The sequence below is a fragment of the Streptomyces sp. NPDC032472 genome (assembly GCF_040636955.1).
In the GTDB taxonomy this organism is placed as follows: domain Bacteria; phylum Actinomycetota; class Actinomycetes; order Streptomycetales; family Streptomycetaceae; genus Streptomyces.
The window spans coordinates 17,224-31,195 of sequence record NZ_JBEZVK010000033.1; the positions used below are offsets into that span (position 1 = coordinate 17,224).

Below are 13,972 nucleotides of genomic sequence, written 5' to 3' on the forward strand. Positions count from 1 at the left end.
ATCGGACTAGTGGTCGCGGCTCGTCTTAGTAGACGAACGGCATGACCAGACCGATGAGGGCGAGCGCCTCACAGAAGGCGAAGCCGAGGATCTGGTTGGCGCGGATCAGACCGGCAGCCTCGGGCTGGCGGGCGAGGGCCTGCGTACCGTTACCGAAGATGATGCCGACGCCGACGCCCGGGCCGATGGCCGCGAGGCCGTAACCGATGGAGCTGAGGGAACCGGTGACGCCTTCGGCGGCAGCAAGGATCTGGGACATGCCAGTTCTTCCTTCTCTTTCACGGACCGGTGGGGGTTGGCCACCGGACGACAGGGGGATGGGGGGTGGGCGGTCTGGCTCAGTGGTGCTCGGCGAGCGCGCCCTGGATGAAGCTGCAGGCCAGGAGGACGAAGACGTACGCCTGGACAGCCTGGATGAAGAGCTCGAAGGCGGTCATCACGACGACCATGATGAACGAGACGCCGGCGTAGGCGATGCCGATCCCGTTCAGCAGGTACCAGCTGGCGATGGTGAACAGCAGCAGCAGGGTGTGACCGGCGAACATGTTCGCGAACAGTCGGACCGCGTGGGTGAACGGGCGCACCAGGACGTTCGAGAAGAACTCGATGACCATGACGAGCGGCAGCACCGGGCCGAGCGACTTGTCGTAGCCGGTCAGGTTCTTCAGACCGCCGACGAAGCCGTGGCGCTTGAACGTCACCGACATCCAGATGAAGTACACGATCGCGGCCAGGACCGCCGGGTACGCGATGATCGCGGTCACCGGGAACTGGGCCACCGGCACGATCGACCAGACGTTCAGGATCCACACGAAGAAGAACAGCGAGACCATGAAGGGGACGTACTTCTCGCCCTCCTTCTTGCCGAGCGTCTCGTAGACGATGCCGCGGCGAACGAAGTCGTAGCCGGTCTCGGCGACCATCTGGAGCTTGCCGGGCACGACCTTCGGCTTGCCGAAGGCGGCCCAGAAGAAGGCCACGATGATGATCGAGCCCAGGAGGGCCAGCAGCATCGGCTTGTTGAAGTACGTGCTCGTCAGGCCGGGTTCGCCCCACAGCGGCTCGAAGAGGAACGAGTGCAGGCCCGGACCGGGGAAGCCACATCCGTCGAAGATGTGACAGTCGGTCTCGAAAGCGAGGACCTGCGTCGGGTCAGCACTCACCGCGGGCTCCTTCAGCGTGGCGCATAGGTACGGCAACCTCATCGTGTCGGCGCGGCGTACGGCCGCGGTTCGGCACTGGACTGGTGTAACGGGTGTGGGGGCGGCAGTCAGGCATCGAGCCTCGCGATGGAACAGGCGTCAGCTCAGATGCCCGCGCCCGCAATGCCGCAGTTGGCACCGGACGATAGCAGCATCTCGAACGCGCACTTATCCCGGCCCTACCCCTCACGATTTCGGCCCCGGATTTTCAGGCTTGTCGCCCTTCGTCGAGTCCGGTTCGACGTAGAGGATCTTGGCCTTCATGTGAGCGCGCGTCTGTGCGCCGATCCACACGAGGGTGGTGGCGACGAGCGTGATCGCAAAGGCCTTGGGATTGAACAGCGTCGTGTTCTTGAACACGGCGACGAAGATGAAAAGCAGCAGCAGCTGTGCCGTGTAGAGCATCAGCCCCATGGCTTGAAACAGCTGGGGCAGGGTTTTGGCGGTGCGCTGGAGCACGAAGAGTCCGAGGCCCATGAACACGATCACGATGAGCGTGGCCACGGCCGCGCCGATCGCGCCCTTGCCGCCCGCGAGCACACCGCTGACGAGCGCGGCAACAGCGCCGGCAGCAGCAGTGGGCACGACGATGGGCAGCAGGGATCGGGCGTCATCAGACCGCATGGCGCTTGGCTCCGCGTGGTGGTGGGGGCACGGACTCGTACGGGACTCGTACGGGACGAGCGTAAGCCCGGTCCGAGAGGGAACCTCGGGCCAATGGACCGTCGCACTACGGTCCTTCGGCTCTGTCGCCGGGTCTAGTGAACGGTATCACAAACTATTTGATGAGAGCTTTACCTGAGGGGTGTGCTCACTGTCACACATGAGAGCTAATCCGCCCGTGTGTGCAGGACACCCCGGCATCTCGTGTGCTAAAGGGACGGCATATCCGACATGCACCGCCGCCGTCAGCGTGCCGATTCCGCCTTACGCCGGTCGGGGAAGCGCGAACGGGGGCCCACGGCGGTCGCTCCGTTGACGCCGGAGACACCGACCGTGACGGGCCTCGCGGGCTCCGGCTCGCGGCCCGAGGCGTCGAGCGCGGCGGCCTCCGCGGCCCGCTCGGCGTGCCGGTAGCGCGGCGGGACCAGGAACTCCGCCCAGCGCGGCGCACGCGGCGTGAAGCGCGGCAGGAGCAGCAGCACCAGGCCCACGGCGCTCAGCAGGGCGATCGCGAGCACGATCCACATCGAGGCGGAGTGCACCGAGTAGGCCACGGCGCCGAAGGCGATCAGCCCCGACCAGAAGTACATGATCAGCACGGCCCGGCTGTGCGAATGACCGAGTTCCAGCAGCCGGTGGTGCAGGTGCCCGCGGTCGGCCGCGAACGGCGACTGGCCCTTCCAGGTGCGCCGCACGATGGCCAGAACCAGGTCGGCCATCGGGATGGCGATGATCGTCAGCGGCAGCAGCAGCGGGATGAAGACCGGGAGCATCGCGTGCGTCGCGTTGCGCTCACCGCCGGCGAAGAGCGCCATGGTGTCCGGGTCGACCTGTCCGGTGATCGAGATGGCGCCCGCGGCGAGGACCAGGCCGATGAGCATCGAGCCCGAGTCGCCCATGAAGATCCGGGCGGGATGCATGTTGTGCGGCAGGAAGCCCAGGCACATGCCCATGAGGATCGCGGCGAACAGGGTCGCGGGCGCGGCCGGCTCGATGCCGTAGCCGTACCAGATGCGGTACGCGTACAGGAAGAACGCCGCGGCGGCGATGCACACCATGCCGGCAGCCAGGCCGTCGAGGCCGTCGACGAAGTTCACGGCGTTGATGGTGATCACCACCAGGGCCACGGTGAGCAGGTTGCCCTGCCACTGGGTGAGCGCGACCGTCCCGATGCCCGGGACGGGGATCCACAGCACGGTCAGGCCCTGCATGACCATCACACCGGCGGCGATCATCTGTGCGCCGAGCTTGATCAGGGCGTCGATCTCGAACTTGTCGTCGAGGACGCCGATCAGCCAGATCAGGGCCGCCCCCGAGAGCAGGGCCCGCGGTTCGTTCGACAGTTCGAAGACGCCGTTGAGGTTCTTCAGGTGGTCGGCGACCAGCAGCCCCGCGCACAGCCCGCCGAACATGGCGATGCCGCCGAGCCGCGGAGTGGGCTCGCGGTGCACGTCGCGGGCGCGGATCTCCGGCATCGCGCCGGCCGCGATCGCGAACTTCCGCACGGGTCCGGTCAGCAGGTAGGTCACCGCGACCGTGACGCAAAGCGTCAGCAGATATTCACGCACGGGCTGCCCCAGATGTATCGCCGGCCATCTCAGCCCCACACATTAGCTGCGATGTCCCCCTGACCAAGGACGCGAGGGCCCCCTCGAACGGTTGCGGTACGCCCTGCCTGCCCTGCTTAATCCGGATACGGGGGAAAGGCCTGTGCCAGCTCGGCAGCCTCCGCCCGGGTCCGCCCCGCTTCCCCCTTCAGCGCGGAGGCGAACAGGGCCGCGATTCGGGCCATCTCCGGCTCCCGCATGCCCTGCGTGGTCACCGCGGCCGTACCGAGCCGGATGCCCCGCTGGTCCCCGTACGGCAGCGCGCAGGTGTCCAGCACGATCCCCGCCGCGGCGAGCCGGCCGCGGGCCGTGGGGCCGTCGATGCCGAGCGGCGCCGGGTCGGCGGTGATCAGATGGGTGTCGGTCCCACCGGTCGTCACGGCGAACCCCTGCGCCGCCAGCGCGTCCGCGAGTGCCCGCGCATTGGCGACCACCCGATGGGCGTACGTGGTGAACGCCGGCCGGGCCGCCTCCCCGAAGGCCACCGCCTTGGCGGCGATGGTGTGCATCTGCGCGCCGCCCTGCGTGAACGGGAACACCGCCCGGTCGATCCGCTCGGCGAACTCCGCACCGCACAGCACCATGCCGCCGCGCGGACCGCGCAGCACCTTGTGCGTCGTCGCGCAGACCACGTCGGCGTACGGGACCGGGCTGGGCGCGGCCCCGCCCGCCACGAGCCCGATCGGGTGTGCGGCATCCGCGATCAGGTACGCCCCCACCTCGTCGGCGATCTCCCGGAACACCGAGTACTCCGGGTGCCGCGGATAGGAGATCGACCCGCACACGATCGCCTTGGGCCGATGGGAACGCGCCAGCTGCTGCACCTGCAGGTAGTCGATCAGGCCCGTCTCGGCGTCGACCCCGTACCCCACGAAATCGAACCAGCGGCCGGAGAAGTTGGCCGGCGAGCCGTGCGTGAGGTGCCCGCCGTACGCCAGCCCCATCGCCAGCACCGTGTCCCCGGGCCGCAGCAGCGCCGCGTACGCGGCCAGGACGGCCGCCGAACCGGAGTGCGGCTGCACGTTGGCGTGCTCGACCCCGAACAGCGCCCGCGCCCGCTCCACGGCGGTCTGCTCGGCGAGGTCGGCGTACTCGCAGCCGCCGTGGTACCGGTGGCCCGGATAGCCCTCGGCGTACTTGTTCGCGAGGGTGGAGCCGAGGGCCGCCAGCACGGCGGGCGAGGTGAAGTTCTCGGCGGCGATGAGCTGCAGCGAGCTGAGCTGCCGCTGCGCCTCCCCGGCGAGCACGTCGGCCATCTGCGGATCCTGCCGGCGCAGGACGTCCGGGGCCTGGGTGGTGACGCTCATGGCACGACTCCCGCGCAGTGGGTCAACCGGTACCAGCCACTGTAGGCCGCCCCCACCACTCCCGCCCGACGGTCCGCACCCGGCCCCGCCGGCGGCACATCAAGCCCCGCCGGCGCTTGAGGCGAACGGGTCCGGGGCGGAGCCGGGACACGGAGAAAGGGCGGGGCGGGGAGAGGCTCCGCGCCGCGGCGGGGTCAGCGGCCCGGGCCCGCGAAACCCGTCAGGGCCGTGACCACCGGGTCCAGCGCCTGGCTGATCTCGTCGCCGATCGACCGGAAGAACGTGATCGGCGCACCGTAGGGGTCGTGGACCTCGTCCGCATCGGGCGAGGGCGCCAACAACCACCCCCGCAAGGCAGCGGCGGCCCGCACCAACGCCCGAGCCCGCTCCACCACCCCGTCGTCCAACGGCGGCAACGTGGCCGGATCTATCGCCCGCACGAGCCGCGTGAACTCCTTCAGCGTGAACGTCCGCAGCCCGGCCGAGTGCCCCATCGAGATGACCTGCGCCCGGTGGTCCCGGGTGGCGGTCAGCACGAGGTCGGCCCGTATGACGTGCTCGTCGAGCAGCTCCCGCCCGGTGAACCCCGACGCATCCGCACCGAAGTCCGCGAGCACGGCCGCCGCGTTCGCCTCCATCGGCGCGCCCTCGTGGCCCCACGTGCCCGCGCTCTCCACGATCAGGCTGCTCGCCGGTATGTCGCCGAGCCGGCGCGCCAGCGCATGCCGGGTCAGCCGCTCGGTGATGGGCGAGCGGCACACGTTGCCGGTGCTGACGTGCAGGATGCGGAAGGTATCGCCACCACCGGCAGCACCTCCCGGGGCACCGACCGGAAGGGGCCCGCTCGCTATGCCCCGCCCCCGAGGGCTCACGGGGCCACCTCGAGGTCGGGTACGACCTCCCGCAGCTGCTCGGCGGTCAGCGCCCCCTCACGCAGCAGGACGGGAACCTTCCCGGTGACGTCGACGATCGACGACGGCTGGATCCCCGGAGTCGGGCCCGCGTCGAGGTACACCGACACCGAGTCGCCGAGCATCGCCCGCGCCGCGTCGCAGTCCTCGGGCGCCGGGTGCCCGGTCAGGTTGGCCGAGGACACGGCCATCGGGCCGACCTCGGTCAGCAGCTCGATCGCGACGGGGTGCAGCGGCATGCGCACGGCGACGGTGCCCCGGGTCTCCCCCAGGTCCCAGGCCAGCGACGGCTGGTGCTTGGCGACGAGCGTGAGCGCACCCGGCCAGAAGGCGTCGACGAGCTCCCACGCCTGCTCGGAGAAGTCGGTGACCAGCCCGTGCAGGGTGTTCGGGGAGCCGATCAGCACCGGGGTGGGCATGTTGCGGCCGCGCCCCTTGGCGGCGAGCAGGTCGCCGACCGCCTCGGCGCTGAAGGCGTCCGCGCCGATCCCGTACAGCGTGTCGGTCGGCAGCACGACGAGTTCGCCGCGGCGGACGGCGGATGCCGCTTCACGCAGACCCGTCTTGCGGTCCGTCGCGTCGTTGCAGTCGTATCGCCGTGCCATCAGCGGGCCTCCTCGTGATGCAGGTGGGTGGCGGGAAGGGGGGCGCTCACGGCAGGGCCTTGCGGGCCGTGGCGAAGCGCGGACGGTTGTTGAGGTCGGGGTGGTCGGCGGCGTCGGCCCAGCCCCGCTCCTCGGCGAAGATCCACGGGACCTGACCGCCCTGCGTGTCGGCGTGCTCGATGACGACGATGCCGCCGGGCCGCAGCAGCCGGTGCGCGGTGCGCTCGATGCCGCGGATGGTGTCGAGGCCGTCCTCGCCGGAGAACAGGGCCATCTCCGGGTCGTGGTCGCGGGCCTCGGGGGCGACGTACTCCCACTCGGTGAGCGGGATGTACGGCGGGTTGGAGATGACCAGGTCGACTTGGCCGTCCAGCTCGGGCAGCGCCTCCAGCGCGTCGCCCTGGTGGACGGTGACCCGCGAGCCCTCGGCGTTCTTGCGGGTCCAGCGCAGCGCGTCCTCGGACAGCTCGACGGCGTGCACGCGCGAGCGCGGCACCTCCTGCGCCATGGCCAGCGCGATCGCCCCGGACCCGGTGCACAGGTCGACGATCAGCGGCTCGACGACGTCCATCGCCCGGACGGCCTGTATGGCCCAGTCCACCACCGACTCCGTCTCGGGCCGGGGCACGAACACCCCGGGCCCGACCTGGAGCTCCAGGTACCGGAAGAAGGCCCGGCCGGTGATGTGCTGGAGCGGCTCGCGCGCCTCGCGGCGGGCGACGGCCTCCCAGTAGCGGGCGTCGAAGTCCGCGTCCTTGACGTGGTGCAGTTCCCCCCGCTTGACGCCGTGGACGAAGGCCGCGAGCTCCTCCGCGTCGAAACGCGGTGAGGGAACGCCTGCGGCGGCCAGCCGCTGGGTGGCCTGGGCCACCTCGGCAAGCAGCAAGTTCACGCTGGTCCTCCGGGCTGCTGTCGTACGAGGGGGTGACGGGGGAGGGTCAGGTCAGTTCTGGTTCGCGGCCGCGAGCTTGGCGGCCGAGTCCGTGTCGACGCACGCCTGGATGACCGGGTCGAGGTCGCCGTCGAGCACCTGGTCCAAGTTGTACGCCTTGAAGCCGGTCCGGTGGTCCGAGATCCGGTTTTCCGGGAAGTTGTACGTACGGATCTTCTCGGAGCGGTCCACGGTGCGCACCTGGCTGCGGCGGGCGTCCGCGGCCTCCTGCTCGGCGGCCTCCTGGGCCGCGGCCAGCAGGCGCGACCGCAGGATGCGCATGGCCTGCTCCTTGTTCTGGAGCTGGCTCTTCTCGTTCTGGCAGGAGGCGACCACACCGGTCGGCAGGTGCGTGATGCGCACGGCCGAGTCGGTGGTGTTGACGGACTGGCCGCCGGGGCCCGAGGAGCGGTACACGTCGATGCGCAGGTCGTTGGGGTTGATCTCGACCTCGACCTCCTCGGCCTCCGGGGTGACGAGCACGCCGGCGGCGGAGGTGTGGATGCGGCCCTGGGACTCGGTGGCCGGCACGCGCTGGACGCGGTGCACGCCGCCCTCGTACTTCATGCGCGCCCACACGCCCTGACCGGGCTCGGTCGCGCCGTTGCCGCCCTTGGTGCGCACGGAGACCTGGACGTCCTTGTAGCCGCCGAGCTCGGACTCGGTGGAGTCGATGATCTCGGTCTTCCAGCCCACGCGCTCGGCGTAGCGCAGGTACATGCGCAGCAGGTCGCCGGCGAACAGGGCGGACTCGTCGCCGCCCGCGCCCGCCTTGATCTCCAGGAGCACGTCCTTGTCGTCGCTGGGGTCGCGCGGGACGAGCAGCAGGCGGAGCTTCTCGGTGAGCTCCTCGCGGTGCGCGCTCAGCTCCTTGACCTCGGCGGCGAAGTCGGGGTCGTCGGCCGCGAACTCCTTCGCGGTCTCGATGTCGTCCGCGGACTGCTTCCACGCCCGGTAGGTCGCGATGATCGGGGTCAGCTCCGCGTAGCGCTTGTTGAGCTTGCGCGCGTTGGCCTGATCGGCGAAGACCGAAGGGTCGGCGAGCTTCTTCTCAAGGTCGGCGTGCTCGCCGACCAGTTCCTCGACCGCCTCGAACATCGGGGGCTCCTGGGGTGAAAAGTACGAAAAAGGGCTGCGGGACGACAAAGGCGCCGGCCCGGCCGCCCCCGCGTGAGCGGGGTGCAGCCGGGGTCCGGCGCCGTGGGCTCGCTACTTCGAGCCGGCAGCCTTGCCGAAGCGGGCCTCGAAGCGGGCGACACGGCCACCGGTGTCGAGGATCTTCTGCTTGCCCGTGTAGAACGGGTGGCACTCGGAGCAGACCTCGGCACGGATGGTGCCCTCGGTCAGGGTGCTACGGGTGGTGAACGACGCGCCGCAGGTGCAGCTGACCGCGGTCTCGACGTACTCGGGGTGAACATCGCGCTTCAAGGTGTCTCCTAGATTCGGGAGGGCGCCGGGTCGCAGGAGCCGAATTGCGCACTGCGTGAACCGGGGCCGACAGACCAGTCTGCCAGGACCGGGCTGCCTGACAAAATTCCGGGAACGCCCTCCTCAACGAGCCGGGTCGGGCATCTATTCCAGGACCCGGCAGAACGCCTGTGACCAGGTCTTTCGCCGCGGGTCGGGGGTCAGCGGACGATCTCGCCCGCCGAGCTCTTGTCGCCGGCGGACTTGGCCGTGGCCTCGGCGGGGATCGGCTGCTCGGCCAGCAGGGCGTCCCAGACCATCTTGGACTCCTTGGTGAGCGGCACGACCCGGTCGGAGTCCAGCGGGTCCGCGGCCACCGGAAGCGTGATCATCTGCATGTTCTGGGCGTCGATGCCCTGCAGGCTCTGGGCGAAGCCGAGCAGGGACTTCACGTCGCCGAGCGACTTGTCCGTGGTCAGCGACTTGGTGCCGGTGTCGGCGAGGTCCATCAGCCGCTTGGGGTTGTCGAAGATGCCGATGCCCTTGACCTGCTTGATCAGGGCCTTCATGAACGCCTGCTGGAGCTGTATTCGGCCCAGGTCGCTGCCGTCGCCGACGCTCTTGCGGGTGCGGACCAGGCCCAGGGACTGCTCGCCGTTGAGGTGGTTCTTTCCGGCGGGCAGGTCGAGGTGGCTGGAGCCGTCCTTGATGGGCTTGGTCGTCGTCACCTCGACGCCGCCGAGATTGTCGATGATCTTCTTGAAGCCCGTGAAGTCGACCTCGATGTAGTGGTCCATGCGGATCCCCGACATCTTCTCGACGGTCTTGACCACGCAGGCGGCCCCGCCGATGGTGAACGCCTCGTTGAACTGCTCGCGCTGGCGGCCCTTGTCCGTCTTGCCGTTGGACTGGGTGCACGGCGGCCGGCTGACCATGGTGTCGCGCGGGATCGATATGACGCTGGCCTTCTTGTGGCCGTCGTACAGGTGGATGATCATCGCCGTGTCCGAGCGGGCCGAGCCGCCGTCGTCGCGGCCGTACTCGGAATTGGCGCCGCCGCGGGAGTCGGAGCCGAGGACCAGGATGTCCATCGAGCCGTTGTCCACGTTCTGCGGTCGGTCCTTGCCGAGCGCGCCGTCGATGTCGACCGTCTTCAGGTTCCCGTTCAGCTTGAAGTAGAACCAGCCGAGGCCCGCCCCGCCGAGCAGGACCACGCCCGCCGCGCTCCACGCGACGATCGCCAGGGCCTTGCGGCTCTTCGCGGGCTTCCGTCGGCGCCGGGCCTCGGCACGCCCGCCGACACCCCTGCTGTCCTCGCTCATGCTCTCCTCAGTCCTGGACATACGGTTTCCGGCCATCCGGCCCGGCCTCCCCCGCTCCCCCTCGCCCCCCTGACACAGACGGAGGAACGCCCTCCAGGGTTCCACGGGCCCGCGGCGCCCCCGGACCGGGGGTGCCGTAAGCCGCACGGGCCCGCGGGAGCCGCGAGCCGGCGCCCGCAGGGCCGCTGCCGGGGCTTTTCCCGGAAGGACGCATCCGGCCCCGGCACGGTTCACGCCGGGCCGGGTGTGGCGGAACTCGCACGCTCCGGGCCCGCGGCGGGGCGCGTACGGGCCGCTGCGGCCGCAAAACGCGGGACCGCCCCCGCCGCGGCTGCGGTGGGGGCGGTCCCGGTGGGTGCCGTGCGACGGCGCCGGACGCCGACGTCAGTCGTCGTTCTTGCCGGCCGGGGTCGTCTTGGCGATCTGCATCAGGAACTCGGCGTTCGACTTCGTCTGCTTCATCTTGTCGAGCAGGAGCTCGATGGCCTGCTGCGAGTCGAGCGCGTGCAGCACCCGGCGCAGCTTCCAGACGATGGAGAGCTCCTCGCTGTTGAGGAGGATCTCCTCCTTGCGCGTACCCGACGGGTCGACGTCGACGGCCGGGAAGATGCGCTTGTCGGCGAGCTTGCGGTCGAGCTTGAGCTCCATGTTGCCGGTGCCCTTGAACTCCTCGAAGATCACCTCGTCCATGCGCGAGCCGGTGTCGACCAGCGCGGTGGCCAGGATGGTCAGCGAGCCGCCGTCCTCGATGTTGCGCGCGGCACCGAAGAAGCGCTTCGGCGGGTACAGCGCGGTCGAGTCGACACCACCGGACAGGATGCGGCCGGAGGCGGGCGCCGCGAGGTTGTACGCGCGGCCCAGACGGGTGATGGAGTCCAGCAGGACGACCACGTCGTGGCCCAGCTCGACGAGGCGCTTGGCGCGCTCGATGGCCAGCTCGGCGACCGTGGTGTGGTCCTCGGCCGGGCGGTCGAAGGTCGAGGAGATGACCTCGCCCTTGACCGACCGCTGCATGTCGGTGACCTCTTCCGGACGCTCGTCGACGAGGACGACCATCAGGTGGCACTCGGGGTTGTTCGTGGTGATCGCGTTGGCGATCGCCTGCATGATCATGGTCTTGCCGGTCTTCGGCGGGGCCACGATCAGACCGCGCTGGCCCTTGCCGATCGGCGACACCAGGTCGATGATGCGCGTCGTCAGCACGCCCGGGTCGGTCTCCAGGCGGAGCCGGTCCTGCGGGTAGAGCGGGGTCAGCTTCTGGAACTCCGGTCGGCCGCGGCCCGATTCGGGCGCCATGCCGTTGACGGAGTCCAGGCGCACCAGCGCGTTGAACTTCTCGCGGCGCTCGCCGTCCTTGGGCTGGCGCACGGCACCGGTGATGTGGTCACCCTTGCGCAGACCCGCCTTGCGGACCTGGGCGAGGGAGACGTACACGTCGTTGGGGCCGGGCAGGTAGCCCGAGGTCCGGATGAACGCGTAGTTGTCGAGGATGTCGAGGATGCCCGCGACGGGGATCAGGACGTCGTCGTCGGCGACCTGCGGCTCGCCCGGGGCGAACTCGTCGCGGCCCCGCCGGCCCCGGCGGTCGCGGTAGCGGCCGCGGCGGCCACGGCGGCCGCCCTCGTCGTCGAAGTCGTCCTGCGGGCCGCTGTCCTGGCGGCCCTGCTGGCCCTGCTGGCCCTGCTGGCCCTGGCCGCGGCCGCCCTGCTGGCGGTCGCGGTCACCACGGCCGCCGCCCTGGCCGCCCTGGGCGCCCTGGCCCTGCTCGTCGGCCTTGGTACCGCGCTCGCGGCGGTCGCGCTGGCGCTCCCCGCGGTCGCGGCGGTCGCGACGGCTGCGGCCCTCCTCCTGGCCGGCCTGGGCGGGCGCGGAGACGGCGGTGGCCGCCTCGGCCTTGACCTCGGCGGGCGCGGGGGCGGTGGCGGTGTCTGCCTTGGCCTCGACCACGACGGTGGCGGCGGGGGCCGCGGTCTCCGGGCTGCCGGAGGGGGCCGTGGCACGGCGGCGGCGGCGCTCGACGGCCGGGGCGTCGGCGCCGGCCGGCTGGCCCGGGATCTCGATCTGGGCGGGCGCAGCGGCCTTCTCGGCGGGCGCCTCGGCGGCGGCCTCGCCCGTGCGGGCCTTGCTGGTGGCGCGGCGCTTCGGCTTGGCCTCGGCGGCGTCCGCGGCGGGAGCCGCGGCCTTGGGGGCACTGCCGCCCGCCTGCGCCTCCTTGATGACCTCGATCAGCTGGCTCTTGCGCATACGCGCGGTGCCCCTGATACCGAGGCCCGACGCGACCTGCTGCAGCTCGGCGAGGACCATGCCCTCGAGGCCGGTGCCGGAGCGGCGACGCTTGGGCGCGGCGGCCGCGGCGGGGGCGCTGGTGTCGACAGAGGTGTCGGCAGCGCCCATCAGATCGGTGGTGTCGCTCACGAAGGGTCCTTCCCTGGAGCGGACGTCGGCCTGTCTGGCTCGGCGACCGGTTGTGCTGTCCGACGGCAGTCCATGTCCTGATGGGTCGTGGACCGCAGCCGGGGCGGTGGTCCGCCGGTAGAGGTACGGCGGAGAGAAACGTGCATGAGTGGTTCCGGCGAGAGGCCCCCGAGCTGGAAGCGTGGGACGTTCACGCCGATTCCGGAGCGTGCTCGAAACTGCTGGCGGCGATCAAAGCAGTCGGGGAGGCTCCCGGAAGAAAGGTGGTCCCTGATGGGGACACTGAGCACCGAGCCATGGCGGCTTCGGCTGCACACTTGAGAGTAACACTACCGGATCCAACAGATATTCCCCCTCTCAATCACCGGCAATCGCGCCATCCGCGCGGGCGGCCTGCCCTGACCGCCCGCCCCTGGCAGCTGGAGCCCTTAGGACTGGCCGCCCTGGGTGCCCAGCGGAAGGACGCTCGCGCCCGCGGCGTCGAGGGCGAGCCGGTTGGCCGCCCACCCCTCGCCGGCGAGCTGCGCGACCTTGTCGGCCGCGCCGTTGTCGGCCAGCGCGAGGACCGTGGGCCCCGCGCCGGAGATGACCGCGGGGATGCCGTCCGCCCGCAGTCGGTTGACGAGTGCCACGCTCTCGGGCATCGCCGGGGACCGGTACTCCTGGTGGAGCCGGTCTTCGGTGGCCGGCAGCAGCAACTCGGGACGCCTGGTCAGGGCTTCGACGAGCAAGGCCGCACGGCCGGCGTTGGCGGCCGCGTCCACGTGCGGGACGGTGCGCGGCAGCAGGCCGCGCGCGGTCTCCGTCAGGACGGGCTTGGAAGGTACGAAGACGACCGGAACGATGGAATCGGAGGGCTCCATGCGGATCGCCTTGCCGCTGCCGCCTTCCATCCAGGCCAGGGTGAAGCCGCCGAGCAGACAGGCGGCGACGTTGTCGGGGTGGCCCTCGATCTCGGTGGCCAGCTCCAGCAGGGCCTTGTCGTCGAGCCGGGCCTCGCCGCCTATGGTCACGGCGCGGGCGGCGACGATGCCGGCGCAGATGGCGGCGGAGGACGAGCCGAGGCCGCGGCCGTGCGGGATGCGGTTGGCGCAGACGACCTCGAGGCCGCGCGGCTGTCCGCCCAGCAGGTCGAAAGCGGTGCGCATGGAGCGTACGAGCAGGTGGCTCTCGTCCCGCGCCAGGGTCTCGGCGCCCTCACCGGCGATGTCGATGTTCAGGCCGGAGTCGGCCACCCGGACGACGACGTCGTCGTAGAGTCCCAGGGCCAGGCCGAAGGCGTCGAAGCCCGGGCCGAGGTTGGCACTGCTGGCGGGAACGCGCACCCGTACGGCGGCGGCGCGGAACGCTGGACCGGCCATCGTCCGATGACACTCCTTGTGACTGTGCGAGACGAGATGTTCGCTGGCTCGCTGTGAATGTACTGGAGAACGTGCGACACCCGAAGGCCCCCTGGGCAGCACCACGGTCATATGCGCGGTGGCGGATGTCAGTACAGCGTATCGAAGGAAGGTTCTCTCGCGACATAGGGCGCACGGGAGGCGCACGATGCGTGTCGCGGTCTTCGACCCGAATTCTGCTGGTTCTTGGCGGCGTACGGCC

At 70.5% G+C, this 13,972-nt stretch carries 13 protein-coding genes; all 13 read right to left on the minus strand.

From position 1 onward, the window contains the following. Positions 1-25: 25 nt before the first annotated feature. A complete protein-coding gene (atpE, locus tag AB0F11_RS22550; RefSeq protein ID WP_355965164.1) occupies positions 26-259 on the minus strand; it encodes an ATP synthase F0 subunit C in 234 nt (77 codons plus the stop codon). Positions 260-338: 79 nt separating this feature from the next. Next, positions 339-1,178, minus strand: coding sequence for a F0F1 ATP synthase subunit A (gene atpB / locus AB0F11_RS22555; protein WP_362176674.1), 840 nt, complete (start codon positions 1,176-1,178; stop codon positions 339-341). Between the two features lie 210 nt (positions 1,179-1,388). Continuing rightward, on the minus strand, positions 1,389-1,826 hold the full coding sequence (locus AB0F11_RS22560) for a hypothetical protein (RefSeq protein WP_362176548.1): 438 nt from the start codon (positions 1,824-1,826) through the stop codon (positions 1,389-1,391). Positions 1,827-2,110: 284 nt separating this feature from the next. Continuing rightward, the gene (locus AB0F11_RS22565) at positions 2,111-3,445 is read right to left on the minus strand and encodes an MraY family glycosyltransferase (RefSeq protein WP_362176676.1); all 1,335 of its coding nucleotides are present in this window, start codon (positions 3,443-3,445) and stop codon (positions 2,111-2,113) included. Positions 3,446-3,549: 104 nt separating this feature from the next. Beyond that, positions 3,550-4,779 (minus strand): serine hydroxymethyltransferase, encoded by a 1,230-nt coding sequence (glyA, locus tag AB0F11_RS22570; protein ID WP_362176551.1) that lies wholly within the window; start codon positions 4,777-4,779, stop codon positions 3,550-3,552. Between the two features lie 194 nt (positions 4,780-4,973). Beyond that, positions 4,974-5,630 (minus strand): protein-tyrosine-phosphatase, encoded by a 657-nt coding sequence (locus AB0F11_RS22575; protein WP_362176678.1) that lies wholly within the window; start codon positions 5,628-5,630, stop codon positions 4,974-4,976. A gap of 17 nt (positions 5,631-5,647) precedes the next feature. Further along, positions 5,648-6,295, minus strand: coding sequence for an L-threonylcarbamoyladenylate synthase (locus tag AB0F11_RS22580; protein ID WP_361906818.1), 648 nt, complete (start codon positions 6,293-6,295; stop codon positions 5,648-5,650). A gap of 46 nt (positions 6,296-6,341) precedes the next feature. After that, positions 6,342-7,187, minus strand: a complete 846-nt coding sequence (prmC, locus tag AB0F11_RS22585; protein ID WP_361906816.1) for a peptide chain release factor N(5)-glutamine methyltransferase — start codon at positions 7,185-7,187, stop codon at positions 6,342-6,344. Positions 7,188-7,238: 51 nt separating this feature from the next. Further along, on the minus strand, positions 7,239-8,324 hold the full coding sequence (prfA, locus tag AB0F11_RS22590; protein WP_361906814.1) for a peptide chain release factor 1: 1,086 nt from the start codon (positions 8,322-8,324) through the stop codon (positions 7,239-7,241). A 111-nt stretch (positions 8,325-8,435) separates the two neighbouring features. Next, a complete protein-coding gene (rpmE, locus tag AB0F11_RS22595) occupies positions 8,436-8,654 on the minus strand; it encodes a 50S ribosomal protein L31 (RefSeq protein WP_361906812.1) in 219 nt (72 codons plus the stop codon). 200 nt (positions 8,655-8,854) lie between these two features. After that, positions 8,855-9,955 (minus strand): LCP family protein, encoded by a 1,101-nt coding sequence (locus AB0F11_RS22600; protein ID WP_362176556.1) that lies wholly within the window; start codon positions 9,953-9,955, stop codon positions 8,855-8,857. Between the two features lie 384 nt (positions 9,956-10,339). Next, complete coding sequence (gene rho / locus AB0F11_RS22605) at positions 10,340-12,370, minus strand: transcription termination factor Rho (protein WP_362176559.1); 2,031 nt, start codon at positions 12,368-12,370, stop codon at positions 10,340-10,342. A gap of 428 nt (positions 12,371-12,798) precedes the next feature. Beyond that, a complete protein-coding gene (thrB, locus tag AB0F11_RS22610) occupies positions 12,799-13,731 on the minus strand; it encodes a homoserine kinase (RefSeq protein WP_362176562.1) in 933 nt (310 codons plus the stop codon). Positions 13,732-13,972: the final 241 nt, after the last annotated feature.

Excerpts from the sequence above, each read along its gene's own strand:
- atpE (WP_355965164.1), bottom strand. The coding sequence starts at position 259 with ATGTCCCAGATCCTTGCTGCCGCCGAAGGCGTCACCGGTTCCCTCAGC.
- AB0F11_RS22560 (WP_362176548.1), bottom strand. The coding sequence starts at position 1,826 with ATGCGGTCTGATGACGCCCGATCCCTGCTGCCCATCGTCGTGCCCACT.
- glyA (WP_362176551.1), bottom strand. The coding sequence starts at position 4,779 with ATGAGCGTCACCACCCAGGCCCCGGACGTCCTGCGCCGGCAGGATCCG.
- AB0F11_RS22580 (WP_361906818.1), bottom strand. The coding sequence starts at position 6,295 with ATGGCACGGCGATACGACTGCAACGACGCGACGGACCGCAAGACGGGT.
- prfA (WP_361906814.1), bottom strand. The coding sequence starts at position 8,324 with ATGTTCGAGGCGGTCGAGGAACTGGTCGGCGAGCACGCCGACCTTGAG.
- AB0F11_RS22600 (WP_362176556.1), bottom strand. The coding sequence starts at position 9,955 with ATGAGCGAGGACAGCAGGGGTGTCGGCGGGCGTGCCGAGGCCCGGCGC.
- thrB (WP_362176562.1), bottom strand. The coding sequence starts at position 13,731 with ATGGCCGGTCCAGCGTTCCGCGCCGCCGCCGTACGGGTGCGCGTTCCC.